12 protein-coding genes and 1 tRNA gene are annotated in these 14,079 nt (G+C 59.6%); 6 read left to right on the forward strand and 7 right to left on the reverse strand.

Annotation, left to right across the window (positions count from 1 at the left end; genetic code table 11):
- Positions 1-88: 88 nt before the first annotated feature.
- Complete coding sequence (gene purN, locus I6L36_RS20565; protein WP_216987153.1) at positions 89-727, reverse strand: phosphoribosylglycinamide formyltransferase; 639 nt, start codon at positions 725-727, stop codon at positions 89-91.
- Between the two features lie 32 nt (positions 728-759).
- On the reverse strand, positions 760-1,797 hold the full coding sequence (gene purM, locus I6L36_RS20570) for a phosphoribosylformylglycinamidine cyclo-ligase (protein WP_139736376.1): 1,038 nt from the start codon (positions 1,795-1,797) through the stop codon (positions 760-762).
- A 176-nt stretch (positions 1,798-1,973) separates the two neighbouring features.
- On the opposite strand from purM, the gene upp reads away from it, so the two are divergent.
- The 3 genes from upp (at position 1,974) to hda (ending at position 4,573) form a co-directional block, all read left to right on the forward strand.
- Positions 1,974-2,600 carry a uracil phosphoribosyltransferase gene (gene upp, locus I6L36_RS20575; RefSeq protein WP_005302745.1) on the forward strand — a complete coding sequence of 209 codons (627 nt, stop codon included), beginning with the start codon at positions 1,974-1,976 and terminating at the stop codon, positions 2,598-2,600.
- Between the two features lie 140 nt (positions 2,601-2,740).
- Positions 2,741-3,769 (forward strand): DUF2066 domain-containing protein, encoded by a 1,029-nt coding sequence (locus I6L36_RS20580; protein WP_216986882.1) that lies wholly within the window; start codon positions 2,741-2,743, stop codon positions 3,767-3,769.
- Between the two features lie 102 nt (positions 3,770-3,871).
- Positions 3,872-4,573 (forward strand): DnaA inactivator Hda, encoded by a 702-nt coding sequence (hda, locus tag I6L36_RS20585; RefSeq protein WP_010675272.1) that lies wholly within the window; start codon positions 3,872-3,874, stop codon positions 4,571-4,573.
- Positions 4,574-4,644: 71 nt separating this feature from the next.
- Here hda and tnpA read toward each other — a convergent pair whose 3' ends face one another.
- Positions 4,645-5,049: an IS200/IS605-like element ISAs26 family transposase gene (gene tnpA / locus I6L36_RS20590; protein ID WP_010674034.1), complete on the reverse strand. Its 405-nt coding sequence runs from the start codon at positions 5,047-5,049 to the stop codon at positions 4,645-4,647.
- 57 nt (positions 5,050-5,106) lie between these two features.
- Here tnpA and I6L36_RS20595 point away from each other — a divergent pair, with 57 nt between their 5' ends.
- Positions 5,107-6,333, forward strand: a complete 1,227-nt coding sequence (locus tag I6L36_RS20595; protein WP_216986883.1) for an RNA-guided endonuclease TnpB family protein — start codon at positions 5,107-5,109, stop codon at positions 6,331-6,333.
- Between the two features lie 244 nt (positions 6,334-6,577).
- Here the strand turns inward: I6L36_RS20595 and aceA are convergent, their stop codons facing one another.
- From aceA to I6L36_RS20615, 4 genes are all read right to left on the reverse strand, one after another.
- Complete coding sequence (gene aceA / locus I6L36_RS20600) at positions 6,578-7,891, reverse strand: isocitrate lyase (protein WP_010675271.1); 1,314 nt, start codon at positions 7,889-7,891, stop codon at positions 6,578-6,580.
- A gap of 69 nt (positions 7,892-7,960) precedes the next feature.
- Positions 7,961-9,568: a malate synthase A gene (gene aceB, locus I6L36_RS20605; RefSeq protein ID WP_216986884.1), complete on the reverse strand. Its 1,608-nt coding sequence runs from the start codon at positions 9,566-9,568 to the stop codon at positions 7,961-7,963.
- Positions 9,569-10,260: 692 nt separating this feature from the next.
- On the reverse strand, positions 10,261-10,401 hold the full coding sequence (locus I6L36_RS20610; protein ID WP_010675269.1) for a hypothetical protein: 141 nt from the start codon (positions 10,399-10,401) through the stop codon (positions 10,261-10,263).
- Between the two features lie 257 nt (positions 10,402-10,658).
- A tRNA-Pro gene (locus I6L36_RS20615) sits at positions 10,659-10,735 on the reverse strand.
- A 378-nt stretch (positions 10,736-11,113) separates the two neighbouring features.
- Here I6L36_RS20615 and tadA point away from each other — a divergent pair.
- Positions 11,114-11,662, forward strand: a complete 549-nt coding sequence (tadA, locus tag I6L36_RS20620; RefSeq protein ID WP_103242896.1) for a tRNA adenosine(34) deaminase TadA — start codon at positions 11,114-11,116, stop codon at positions 11,660-11,662.
- Between the two features lie 167 nt (positions 11,663-11,829).
- On the forward strand, positions 11,830-14,067 hold the full coding sequence (locus tag I6L36_RS20625) for an ABC transporter permease subunit (protein WP_160838643.1): 2,238 nt from the start codon (positions 11,830-11,832) through the stop codon (positions 14,065-14,067).
- Positions 14,068-14,079: the final 12 nt, after the last annotated feature.

Below are 14,079 nucleotides of genomic sequence, written 5' to 3' on the forward strand. Positions count from 1 at the left end.
TCGGACGTGATGACAGCCATTGCGCAGGTCGATGGAAATGACAAGGGAGGCCTGAGCCTCCCTTGTTGTGTCTTACTGCTGCTAGCGGTTACTCGCTGGCATAGCCTGCCAGGCCAAGCTGCTTGCCATCGAGGAAGGCAGACCCTTCTCGCATCTGCAAGCGCCCTTCACAGAACCACTGCACTACCAGGGGGTAGATGCTGTGCTCCTGCACCTGGACCCGGGCGGCGACCTCGTCGGCACTGTCCCCTTCGAAGATGGGGACCCGTGCCTGGAGGATAACCGGGCCGCCGTCGAGCTCTTCGGTGACGAAGTGGACGCTGGCGCCGTGCTCGTCATCACCGGCCTCGATGGCGCGCTGGTGGGTGTGCAGACCCTGGTATTTCGGCAGCAATGAGGGGTGGATGTTGATCATCCTCCCGGCAAAGTGCCGCACCAGGTCGGCGCTCAGGATCCGCATAAAGCCGGCCAGCACCACCAGATCCGGCTGATAATCCGCCATCAGAGCCAGCAGGGCGACATCATACTCCTCCCGGCTGGCGAACTGCTGCTGGGCCAGGATGGCGGTTGCCACCCCGGCTTCCCTGGCACGCACCAGGCCATAGGCATCAGCCTTGTTGCTGATGACGCCGACCACCTGACCGGCAATCTTGCCGCCGCCACAGCCGTCGAGGATGGCCTGCAGGTTGCTGCCGCTGCCTGAGATGAGGACGAGGATGCGTTTCATAGGGGAGGTCATCTGGCCGTTGATACGATCATTCATTGAATGATGACCTGCTCCTCACCATCGGCCGCCTTGGCGATGTGGCCGATGTGCCAGGCGTTCTCGCCTTCGGCCTTGAGCAGGGCCAGGGCCTTGTCCAGCTGATCCGCCGGCAGGGCGATGATCATGCCGACGCCGCAGTTGAAGGTGCGATACATCTCGTGGCGGGTGACGTTGCCTGCCTGTTGCAGCCAGCTGAACACCGCCGGCCACTGCCAGCTCTGCTCGTCGATGACCGCCTGGGTGTTGGCGGGCAGCACGCGCGGGATGTTCTCCCAGAAGCCGCCGCCTGTGATGTGGGACAGGGCGTGGATCTCGCACTCCTTGATGAGCTTGAGCACGGGCTTCACATAGATGCGGGTCGGCTCCAGCAGGGCGTTGGCCAGGGTGGTGTCACCCAGCGGCTGCTGCACGTCGGCCTTGGAGACTTCCAGGATCTTGCGCACCAGGGAGAAGCCGTTGGAGTGGGGACCGCTGGCGGCCAGGGCGATCAGGGCATCCCCTTCGCCAACCTTGCTGCCGTCGATGATCTCGCTCTTTTCCACCACGCCGACGCAGAAACCGGCGATGTCGTAATCTTCCCCTTCATACATGCCAGGCATTTCGGCAGTTTCACCGCCGACCAGAGCACAGCCGGACTGTTCGCAGCCGGCGCCGATGCCGGTGACCACGGCAGCGGCAGTGTCCACGTCCAGCTTGCCGGTGGCATAGTAGTCGAGGAAGAAGAGGGGCTCGGCGCCCTGCACGATGAGGTCATTGACGCACATGGCGACCAAGTCGATCCCCACGGTGTCGTGCTTCTTCAGGTCGATGGCCAGACGCAGCTTGGTGCCCACCCCGTCGGTACCGGAGACCAGTACCGGTTCCTTGTAGCCAGCAGGGATTTGACACAGGGCCCCAAAGCCGCCAAGACCACCAAGGACTTCAGGACGACGAGTGCGTTTTGACACGCCCTTGATACGTTCAACCAGTGCATTGCCGGCATCGATATCTACGCCAGCATCCTTGTAGCTCAGTGAGGTTTTGTCAGTCACGCGTATTCCCCGTCATATAAAGAAGTGGAGGGTAAAATTCGGGGCGTATTCTACCAGTGGGCACGAAAAACCAGAAAGAAAATCGTTTGCGCGTTTTTGAATCGAAAAGCTCTACAAGCCGTGGCTTTTGTTGTATGATTCCGCGATTTTTTTGGCGCCGGTTAGAGGAGATAATAATGAAAGTCGTTGAAGTCAAACACCCCCTGGTCAAGCACAAGATCGGCCTGATGCGCGAAGGCGACATCAGCACCAAGCGTTTCCGTGAACTGGCCAAGGAAGTGGGCAGTTTGTTGACCTACGAAGCGACCTCTGACTTCGAAACCGAAAAAGTGACCATCGATGGCTGGAACGGCCCTGTGGAAGTCGACCAGATCAAGGGCAAGAAGGTCACCGTGGTGCCCATCCTGCGCGCCGGTCTTGGCATGATGGACGGGGTGCTTGAGCACATGCCGAGCGCCCGCGTGAGCGTGGTCGGTATCTATCGCGATGAAGAGACCCTGCAGCCTGTCCCCTACTTCGAGAAGATCGTCAGCAACATCGAAGAGCGTCTGGCCCTGGTCATCGACCCCATGCTGGCCACCGGCGGCTCCATGATCGCCACCATCGATCTGCTCAAGAAGAAAGGTTGCCAGTCCATCAAGGTGCTGGTGCTGGTTGCCGCCCCCGAAGGCATCAAGGCCCTGGAAGCCGCTCACCCGGACGTGGAGCTGTTCTGTGCCTCCATCGACCAGGGGCTGAACGAGAAGGGCTATATCGTCCCGGGTCTGGGGGATGCCGGCGACAAGATCTTCGGCACCAAGTAAGCATCACCCCATCGCCGCGCCCAAGGCGCGCAAACGGAGCCGGCACCCTGCCGGCTCCGCTGTTTCTCCCCCCTTTGCTTGCTGCCATGCGCGCCTTGCCGCTACCATAAGCACCATCCCCCATTTCGAGAATCTTCTTTATGCTGAAACGCTTAGCGACTCTCCTCTGCTGCTGTCTGCCACTCGTGGTATCGGCCGCCCAGGTAACCGACCTCTATCAGGGCAAGGCTCCCACCAGTGGCGACATGACGGCCGCCCAGTCCCAGGCGCTGGGGGATGTGCTCGTCAAGGTGACGGGCAAGCGCGATATCCTCACCCAGCCGGATGTGGTGAAGGCCCTGGCGGCGCCGGCGGATTACGTGCAGCAATACAGCTATCAGGACATCGGCTCGGTCAAGTTTCTCAAGGCGGATTTCAATGTGGCCAAGGTGAACGCCCTGGTCGGCCAGAGCAAGTTTGCCCTGCTTGGCCCGGTGCGGCCGCAGGTCGCCATCTGGCTGGTGGTCGACGAAGGGGAGCGGCGCATTCTGCCGGATCAGTCCGGCGATGGCTGGTCCGAGGCGCTGCGTGCCCAGACCCAGGCCATGGGGCTGCCGGTCAGTCTCCCGCTGATGGACTTGGATGACAACATGGCGGTCAATGCCACCGATGTCTGGGGCCGCTTTGCCGATCCCGTGCTCAAGGCGAGCCAGCGTTACGGCGCTGAAATGGTGGTGCTCGGCAAACTTAGCCCGGAGGGGGAGGCCTGGAGCATCGATTGGGGTCTTTATGGGGCCAAGCCGGGGGCACAGGCAGGAGAGCTGACCGAGCTGACCAAGGGCTCGGGTTCAGGTACCCAGGCCGAGGTGGCAAAGGGCTTTGCCGATGCCCTGGCCGGTTGGTTGTTGCAGCAGTACGGTACCCGTCTCTCCGGTGTCGCCTCCAGCCAGACCCTGGTGGTGGAGGGGCTGTCCGATATCGATGGCATGATCCAGATCCAGAAGCTGCTGCAGGGGATGGCCAGTGTCACCAAGGTGGCCATCGGCAAGCTGGAAGGGGACAAAGTGACCTTCAACCTCTCGCTGCAGGGGGACAAGGCCGAGCTGGTGAGGGGGTTGCAACTGGAGAGTCGCCTGCATCAGGTGGAAGACAACGAGAGCGGCCTGCGCTATCAATGGTCGCAGCCCTGATCCCGGGGAAGGATCCTGACCGCCCGGCATGGTCCGGGCGGTTCTCTATCTGCCCCGCTGGTGATACACTTGCCCGCAAATATCACAGTCAAAGCCCAACGAGTGAAGCAACCGGCCCAACTGTCTTTAGCCGTACAACTACCGGATGATGAAACCTTCGTCAGTTTTTATCCCGGCAACAACGCCCATCTGATCACCGCCCTCAAGAATGCGGCCATCGGTCAGGGCTCGCCCTTCCTCTATTTCTGGGGAGCCAAGGGGTCGGGCCGCTCCCATCTGCTCCATGCTACCTGTGCCGAGGTCAACGCCCGCGACGCGGCGGCGGCCTATCTCTCCCTCGATCAGTTCGAACAGCTCGACCCCAGCATGCTCGATGCTTTGGAGAGCCTGCCCCTGGTCTGTCTTGACAGCCTGGAGGCGATCGCCGGCAACGCCCTGTGGGAGCGGGCCCTGTTCGACTTCTACAATCGCTGGAAGGAGAAGGGGGAGGGGACGCTCATCGTTACCGGCTGCAGCGCGCCACGCAAGCTGGGGCTGCAACTGCCGGATCTCGCGTCCCGTCTCGACTGGGGAGTGAGCTTCCACCTCGACGAGCTGGACGACGAGGGCAAACTCAGCGCCCTGCAACTGCGCGCCGAGCTGCGGGGTTTCAAGCTGCCCATCGACGTGGGCCGTTTCCTGCTCAACCGCCTCTCCCGCGATATGCGCACCCTGCTTGCCACCCTCAATCGTCTCGACAACGCCTCCTTCCGTGCCAAGCGCAAGCTGACCATCCCTTTCGTCAAAGAGATCCTCGAGCTCTGAAAACCTATCCCATCTTAAATGCGAAAGGGGACTCCCTCCGACGTAGGTGGGAGGGGAATTTCGCCGGGGCGTCAGCCCCGCTGGTTTTGAATGTATTGCTTGATCACCTCCAACGGTGCTCCGCCGCAAGAGCCCGCAAAGTAAGAGCGTGACCAGAGTACGGGTTTGCTGTAAGCACCTCTCAAGTCCAGAAATTCATTACGCAGTCGCCTTGATGTGACCGCCTTTAACGAGTTCACCAGTACCGATAGCTGCACCGTTGGCGCGTACTCTATCAGCATGTGAACATGATCAGCCTCTCCGTCACACTCTTTCAGTTCCGCACCAAAATCTCTGCAAACCTCTGCCGCACACTGACCGAATGAAGCGTGATGCAGATCCCCCAGTATCGGCTTTCGATACTTGGTAATAAACACCAAATGTACGTGCAAAACGTAGGCCGCATGGCGTGATTTATTAATTTTAGTGAATTGCATTCTGTCACTCAATCGGGCTTAATAGATATGGCAATAATTCTACACACTGAGCGCTAAATGCAAATTCTGAAAGCCTACAAGTTCCGACTCGAACCGACAGCCCAACAAGCGCAACGCCTGCGCCAGTTGGGCGGTTGTGCTCGTTATGTCTGGAATCACGGGCTGGCAGAAACCAAACGCATTCTGGATGCTGGCGAAAAACTGCCTTCTGCCTTTGAGCTGAACAGGATGCTCACCAGTTGGAAGAAAGACCCAGAAATGGCCTTTCTGGCCGAGGCATATACCGACAACCTCCAGCAGAAGCTCAAGGATTTGCATGGCGCGTGGATGCGCTGCTTTGATAAGAAACTCGCCGCCAAGGCACCCGTATTCAAGAAAAAAAGCGACAACCGCGACGCTATCCGGTTCGTCAACTTCGACAAGTATTGCCGCCTTGAAAAGGGTCGCGTGAAGCTGCCTGCCGGGCTGGTGTGGGTCAAGTTCCGTCAGTCCCAGCCAGTTGAAGGGAAAATTAAAAACGCGACCGTCAGCCAAGCAGCCGGGCACTGGTATATCTCCTTTCAGGTCGAGCAGGAGACGTCCGAGCCAATTCACCCCTCCGGCTCAATGGTCGGGCTGGATGCGGGGATCGCCAAGCTCGCAACCCTGTCAGATGGCACGGTGTTTGAGCCCGTCAACAGCTTCAAAACCAATCAGACCAAGCTGGCAAGGCTCCAACGCCAGTTGAGCAAAAAGGTAAAGTTCAGCAGCAACTGGAAGAAACAAAAAGCCAAGATCCAGCGGCTGCATTCACATATCGCCAATAGCCGCCGCGATTACCTTCACAAGGTCACAACGACTATCAGCAAAAACCACGCGATGATCGTCATTGAGGATTTGAAGGTTGCCAGCATGTCAAAATCAGCAGCGGGCACGACCAGCCAGCCGGGGCGCAACGTCCGGGCAAAATCAGGGCTGAATCGTTCGATATTAGATCAGGGCTGGTTTGAGCTGCGCCGCCTGCTCGAATATAAGCAGGCATGGCGAGGCGGTCAGGTGTTGGCGATAAACCCGGCCTACACCAGCCAGCAGTGCGCCTGTTGTGGGCATACTGCGAAGGATAACCGCCAGACGCAAAGCCAGTTTAAATGCGCTGCGTGTGGTTATGAGGCGAACGCCGATGTGAACGGCGCTCGCAATATTTTAGCGGCGGGACACGCCGTTTTAGCCTGTGGAGGCGTGGTGCAATCAGGCCGCCCGATGAAGCAGGAACCCGGTACTGCGCGAGCAGCTATCACCCAGTAATGGGGATCCCCCTCCTGTGACGCGAAGCGCTAAGGTGGGGGAGGATGTCAATAGGCTATCTTATTCGCCATTTTGAACCTGGGCAGTGCTCGAAATCCTCACGTACTACAGTACGCTCCGGTTTCTGCGCGCTGTCCGTGTTCAAACTGCCTTCAACGATTACGCCTACTGGGATAGGTTCTAAGCCCCATAACGACAAACCCCGGGACTTGGCCGGGGTTTGTTTGCGAGCATTACACAGCTATCAGTGGAACTGATCTTCTTCGGTCGAGCCGGTCAGCGCGGTCACCGACGACTGGCCGCCCTGAATGACGGTGGTCACCTTGTCGAAGTAACCGGTACCCACTTCCTGCTGGTGCGCCACGAAGGTGTAGCCCCGCTCGGCGGCGGCGAATTCCGGCTGCTGCACCATCTCGACATAGTGCTTCATTCCCTCGCCACGGGCGTACTGGTAGGCCAGCTCGTACATGTGGAACCACATGTTGTGGATACCCGCCAGGGTGATGAACTGGTACTTGTAGCCCATGTCGGAGAGCTCCTGCTGGAAGCGGGCGATGGTGGCATCGTCCAGGTTCTTCTTCCAGTTGAAGCTCGGGGAGCAGTTGTAGGCCAGGATCTTGTCCGGGTACTGGGCCTTGATGGCCTCGGCAAATTTGCGCGCCTCGTCCAGATCGGGCTTGGCGGTCTCGCACCACACCATGTCGGCGTAAGGGGCGTAGGCCAGGCCGCGGGAGATGGCCTGCTCGATGCCGGCCTGCACCTTGTAGAAGCCCTCGCTGGTGCGCTCACCGGTCAGGAAGCCGGCATCGTAGGGATCGGCATCCGTGGTCAGCAGATCCGCTGCGTTGGCGTCGGTGCGGGCGATGACCAGGGTGGTGGTACCGCAGACATCTGCCGCGAGGCGGGCTGCGATAAGCTTTTGCACCGCTTCCTGGCTCGGGACCAGTACCTTGCCGCCCATGTGGCCGCATTTTTTCACGGACGCGAGCTGATCTTCGAAGTGTACGCCGGCGGCGCCCGCTTCAATCATCCCCTTCATCAGCTCGAAGGCGTTCAGCACGCCGCCGAAACCGGCTTCCGCATCCGCTACTATGGGCAGGAAATAGTCGATGAAGCCCTTGTCCTCTGGTCCAACTTTGTTGGCCCACTGGATCTGGTCGGCCCGGGCGAAGGAGTTGTTGATGCGCTCCACCACGGAGGGGACGGAGTTGGCCGGGTAGAGGGACTGATCCGGGTACATGGTGGAGGAGAGGTTGTTGTCCGCCGCCACCTGCCAGCCGGAGAGATAGATGGCTTCGATGCCGGCCTTGGCCTGCTGCACCGCCTGGCCGCCGGTCAGGGCGCCGAGGCAGTTTACATAGCCTTTCTTGGCGCCGCCGTGGATCAGCTCCCACAGTTTGTCGGCGCCGCGTTGGGCCAGAGTGTGTGTCGGCTGCAGGCTGCCACGCAGGTTCACCACGTCCTCGGCGCTGTAGCCGCGCTTGATCCCTTTCCAGCGGGGGTTTTCTGCCCAGTCTTTCTCGATAGCCTGGATCTGTTGCTCACGGGTCAGTGCCATATCAGTTCCCTCTTTCATTGATTTCACGTTTCCATTGACTTGTTATGGGGGCCGTTACCGGCCCGGGTCTCACAGCCGCTCGTAGCCGGGCAGCGTCAGAAAATCGATGAGTGTGTCGGCGCAGGTGATCTCGTCCATCAGGGCGCTTGCCTCGGCGAAATGGCCCGATTGCCAGCGGGCCTCGCCCACTTCGCCTCTGACCACCTCCTGCTCCTCGGCCAGCATCTGGCGGAACAGCGCCTTGGTCACTGCCTGACCGTTGGAGAGGGTCTTGCCGTGGCGGATCCACTGCCAGATGGAGGTGCGGGAGATCTCGGCGGTGGCGGCATCTTCCATCAGTCCGTAGATGGGCACGCAGCCATTGCCGTTGATCCAGGCTTCCAGGTATTGCAGGGCGACGCGGATATTGGTGCGCATGCCCGCCTCGGTGCGATCACCCTCACAGGGGGCCAGCAGGTCGGCGGCCGTGATGGGGGCATCCTGCTCGCGCAGCACGCCGATCTGGTTCTGGGCACCCACCGGAATGGTGGCGTTGAACACCGCCATGGCGGTATCGGCGAGGCCGGGGTGGGCGACCCAGGTGCCGTCGTGGCCGTTGTTCGCTTCACGCTCCTTGTCCGCCTTCACCTTGGCGAAGACTTCGGCGTTCACTGCCGGATCCTTGGCCGGGATAAAGGCGGCCATGCCCCCCATCGCCAGCGCGCCGCGTTTGTGGCAGGTCTTGATAAGGAGTTGCGAATAGGCAGAGAGGAACGGCTTGTCCATGGTCACCACCTGACGATCCGGCAGGACGCGATCCGGGTGGTTTTTCAAGGTCTTGATATAGCTGAAGATGTAGTCCCAGCGACCGCAGTTGAGGGCGACGATGTGATCCTTCATCTGATAGAGCAGCTCGTCCATCTCGAATACCGCCGGCAGGGTTTCGATGAGCACGGTGGCCTTGATGGTACCGCGGGGCAGACCGAATTTGTCCTCGGTCCAGGCGAACACCTCGCTCCACCAGCGCCCTTCCAGATGGCTCTGCAGCTTGGGTACGTAGAAGTAGGGACCGGAGCCCTTGGCCAGCAACGCCTTGTGGTTGTGCAGGAAATAGAGGGCGAAGTCGAACAGGCCGCCGGGAATGGGGGCACCATCAAAGGTGACGTGCTTCTCCGGCAGATGCAGACCGCGAACCCGGCAGATGAGCACGGCCGGGTTGGGATTCAGGGTATAGGCCTTCCCCTCCGGGCTCTGGTAGGCAATGGTGCCGTTGACCGCATCGCGCAGGTTGATCTGGCCCTCGATCACCTTGTTCCATGCCGGGGCCAGGGAGTCCTCGAAGTCGGCCATGAAGACCTTGACGTTGGCGTTGAGGGCATTGATCACCATTTTGCGCTCGACCGGGCCGGTGATCTCCACACGGCGGTCCTGCAGATCGGCGGGAATGCCGCGCACCGTCCACTCACCATCGCGAATATGGGCGGTCTCTGGCAGGAAGTCCGGCAACTCGCCGCCATCGATACGGGCCTGGCGTGCGACTCGCTGCTTCAGCAGCTCATTGCGTTGGGGAGCGAAACGTTCCACCAGTTCGGACACCAGGGCCACCGCATCCGGCGTCAGGATCTGCGCGTAATCGGGAAGCATCTCGCCTTGAATGTGCAGGCGGGTGCTGCTGATGGTCTGGGCCGGTGCCGACATAGTGGGTACTCCTCCAAAAGTTACATTTTGAATTTATTAACTACGACTAACGTCTATATCCCTTTCTTTCAAACTCCCCGTAACAGCGGGGTAACACGATTCATAAGGTGCAAAAGAATGGCGGATTCGTCAACTTGATTTTTAAAACGGGTGTTTTTTGATGATAGTTAAGATGCTGTTTTAAATGGATTTATGTGATTAGTGTAAAAGCTCTTTGCAGATGGTTATGCTCTTGGGTCGCCGGGGCGGCAGGGGGGAGGATTTCGGTAGAGGGGATGGGTTAAAAATGTAACTAATTACGTAATAAAATTACAAATGCAAAAACAAATCCCGACATTACTCCAAGCTTTGCAAAAACAGCTGTATGAAATGCCTTCGTTCAATCCAGCCTGCATGAGGGCTATGAAGTGACCGGGTAGTGAACTGATGTTTAAAACTAAAATGTCAAATTGGGTCAAAATGGCGAAGGCGAACATGAGAGAGGGAAATGACGAGCAATAACGTAGGTTTGTATCACGGCGTGTCCATGAAGGAGAGGGAGGTTGGGGCGCAGAAGATGGTCAATTAAACTGATTTTTGAAGAAAAACTAGCATTTTATCGTTATTTGCGGTGGCGGTCTGTTGGCCGGGGTCAAGGGTGGTGCCGGACAGCAAAACCGGCGTCTTGAACCGCACTATGGCACGGGCTCGTCTCAGTAATCTTCATCCGGGGCGGCGAGATCGATCACATCGAGGTGCACTGAACTGCCAAACCCGTGCTCTGCGGAATCGAGCTCGGAGGGCGTGGGGGAGATCAGGGGCTGAACGGGCTGGGAGTCAACAGCTTGGGTCATGGATGCTTGCCTCATTGATTGCAAGCCGGTCGGTGATTCCATCACCCTAGTGTCCACCTCCCTGTTTTTATGGCCGGCGGAAAAGTTGCGTATCCTAGCGGCACTTTATGAAAGCTTCAAATGGTTCTGTATAAAATTCATGCCAATAAAAAGCGGCGACCCGATGAACGGGGGAGGCGAGAGGAAAAAGAGGCAAGCGTCGGGTGTGCAGGCAAAAAAATAGCCCAGTCGTTTGACTGGGCTATTTTCGGGGAATTTGGTCGGTGTGAGAGGATTCGAACCTCCGACCCTCTACACCCCATGCAGATGCGCTACCTGGCTGCGCTACACACCGACGGAGTCAGCTCGGCTGACGGGGAGGAAGTCTAATCGGATGATTTGGCGGGCGCAACTCCTTTTTTATCAGGGAGATGCCGACTGCTTCTTTATTGTTCAGCCAAGATGCAACTTGGGCCCTGGCCGGAGTTTTGGCATAATCGCCGCCCCCTTAGGCGGGCACAGGGTGGCGAACACCCAACTCGGGGCGTTCCGATGTCGCCGGGGCCTTTGGCCTCTCTTTCATTGACAGCATCTTCTGCCGTGGGCTACCGGCTAGCGCGAGGGGGAAGGGGCCCGGTGTGCCCAGGGCCGGGACGCAGCAATCCGGGAGTGCGCGGCCGATGCCGTGCAGGGGCCAGGCAAGCCGACATCATATCGACGAGAGGATCAGGGCGTGAAACCATCTGAAGTTGCAGCACAGATCAGCCAGCGCGAGCAGGACGAACGCTGGATGCGCCATGCCATGGCCCTGGCCGCCAGGGCGGAGGGGATAGGCGAGATCCCGGTAGGCGCCGTGCTGGTGCTGGGGGACAAGATAGTGGCAGAGGGGTGGAATCGCTCCATCAGCGAGCACGACGCCTGCGCCCATGCCGAGGTGATGGCGCTTCGGGAAGCGGGCAAGCAGCTTGAAAACTATCGCCTGCTCGACACCACCCTCTATGTGACGCTGGAGCCCTGTTGCATGTGTGCCGGCGCCCTCATCCACAGCCGGGTCAAGCGGGTGGTCTATGGTGCCCGGGATTTGAAGACGGGGGCGGCAGGGTCTGTGTTCGACATCCTGCTGGATCCCCGCCACAACCACCAGGTGGTACTGACGGGGGAGGTGCTCGCCGACGCCTGCTCGGCCCAGCTGTCGGATTTCTTCAAACGGCGCCGCGCCGAGAAGAAGGCGGCCAGACTCGCCGCGAAAGAGGCGCTTCCTCAAGATGACAGCGGGGCCTGATGGCCCCGTTTGCTTTTATTTCACTGCCAGACCGGCTGCCTGCTTCCCCCCGAATACCAACTGCCACCCCCCGATGGAGCCTGCGCTCTTTGCCGCTGTTGATGTAACAAAACTGTCATGCATCCGCCATATAATGCCGCCAAGCCTAGCTCACATTGAGGTCTTGCATGTCATCGGAATCGTTAAATCTGGTCATGGCGGGCAGTCGAAAACGCCGGATCAAGGATAAATTGGCCAAATATGGCGTCACCACAGGGGGAGCCCTGGTGCTGGTGGCGCTGTTACTTATCTTCTTCTACCTGCTTTATGTGGTGAAGCCCATCTTCAATGGCGCCAGCATGGAGAGCACCGCTTCCTTCACCCTGCCCATCAAGGGCAAAACCGCCTGGCTCGGGGTCGAGGAGCAAAACGAGATAGGTTACCGCTTCAGCGACCAGGGGAAGGTCAAATTCTTTGCCGTGCAACCGGATGGCAAGATCAAGACCGGACAGGTGATTGGCGAGGCGCAGGTGAACGGCGAGATCACGGCGGTCGCGCCGCCTGCGCCGGGCCAGAAACTCATCGCCTATGGGTTTGCCAACGGCAAGGCTCAGGTGGTGCAACCCTATTTCAAGATCTCCTATCCCAATGACGTTCGCGTCATTGAGCCCAGCCTGCAATATCCCTTCGGCGAGACCCCCGTGGTGATCGATCCCCAGGGCAAGGCGCTGACGCGCATGGTCTTCGAGGCGACCAAGGACAAGATGGCGACTGCGGCCGTGACCGAAGATGGTCGTGGTGTGCTGATGGTGATGAGCGGCGAGGAGAATTTCCTCTCCGGCGAAATCGAGTGGAGCAGCCAGACCTACACCATTCCGTCCCTGCCACGCCATGTTGACCAGATGCTGCTGACCCCGAACCTGCGCCTGTTGTTCGTGCGCGAGGGCAACCGCCTGTCGGTCTATGACATCCACAACCTGAGCGACATCTCCCTGCGCAATGTCATGGAGATCAACGCCCCCAATGCCAGCGTGACCCAGGTGGCCCTGCTCTCCGGTGCGTCCTCCCTGCTGGTGGGCAACGACAACGGCGTCATCTCCCAGTGGTTCGAGGTGGCAAAGGATGGCAAGCGCCAGTTCACCCAGATCCGTGACTTCAAGGGTGACGCGCCGGTCGCCCTGCTGACCCCCGAGCACTTTCGCAAGGGCTTCATCAGCGCAGGCAGCGACGGCACCATCAACTTCTTCCATGCCACCGGCGAAGCCAAGCTGCTTGGCGAGAAGATTGACGGGGGCAACCTGGCTGCCGTTGCCATCTCTCCTCGCCACAACCTGCTGTTGACCCAGCAGGGGGATGACTTCAAGGTCTTTGACGTCGAGAACGATCACCCCGAGGTAACCTGGTCTGCCCTCTGGCAACAGGTGTGGTATGAAGGCTATCCCGAGCCCCAGTACGTGTGGCAGTCCACCTCCGCCAGCAACGACTTCGAAGCCAAGCTGAGCCTGGTGCCCCTGGTGTTCGGCACCCTGAAAGCCTCCTTCTATGCCATGGTGTTCGCGGTGCCCCTGGGTGTCGCCGGTGCCATCTATACCGCCTACTTCATGTCGGCGGGGCTGCGCAAATACGTCAAGCCGACGGTGGAGATCATGGCGGCGCTGCCGACCGTCATCCTCGGCTTCCTGGCGGGTCTGTGGCTTGCGCCCATCATCGAAGGGGCCCTGCCCGGGGTGATCCTGCTGCTGATCCTGCTGCCCATGGGCATGCTGCTCACCGCCCTAGTGTGGAACTATCTGCCGGAGCGAGGCCGCACCTGGCTGCCGGAAGGCTGGCACGCCATCCTGCTCATCCCTGTGTTGCTGTTCATCGGTTGGGGCGCCTTCGCCCTGAGCCCCATCATCGAGAACGCCTTCATGCACGGTGATTCGCGCATCTGGCTGACCCACGACATGGGCATCAAGTTTGACCAGCGCAACTCCCTGGTGGTCGGTATCGCCATGGGCTTTGCGGTCATCCCCACCATCTTCTCCATCGCCGAAGACGCGGTCTTCTCGGTGCCCAAGCACCTGACCCAGGGCTCGCTTGCGCTGGGGGCGACCCCGTGGCAGACCCTGAGCCGGGTGGTGATCCTCACCGCGAGCCCAGGCATCTTCTCGGCGGTTATGATGGGCCTTGGCCGCGCCGTGGGCGAGACCATGATCGTGCTGATGGCCACCGGCAACACCCCCATCATGGACTTTTCCATGTTCCAGGGGCTGCGGACCCTGGCGGCGAACATCGCGGTGGAGATGCCGGAATCGGAGGTGGGCAGCTCCCACTACCGGGTGCTCTTCCTCGCCGCCTTCGTGCTGTTTGTGTTCACCTTCTTGTTCAATACCCTGGCCGAATTCGTCCGCCAGCGGTTGCGTGAAAAGTACAGCTCTCTGTAAGGACTAAGGAAT

Source organism: Aeromonas sp. FDAARGOS 1406 (genome assembly GCF_019048565.1).
Taxonomy (GTDB): domain Bacteria; phylum Pseudomonadota; class Gammaproteobacteria; order Enterobacterales; family Aeromonadaceae; genus Aeromonas; species Aeromonas caviae.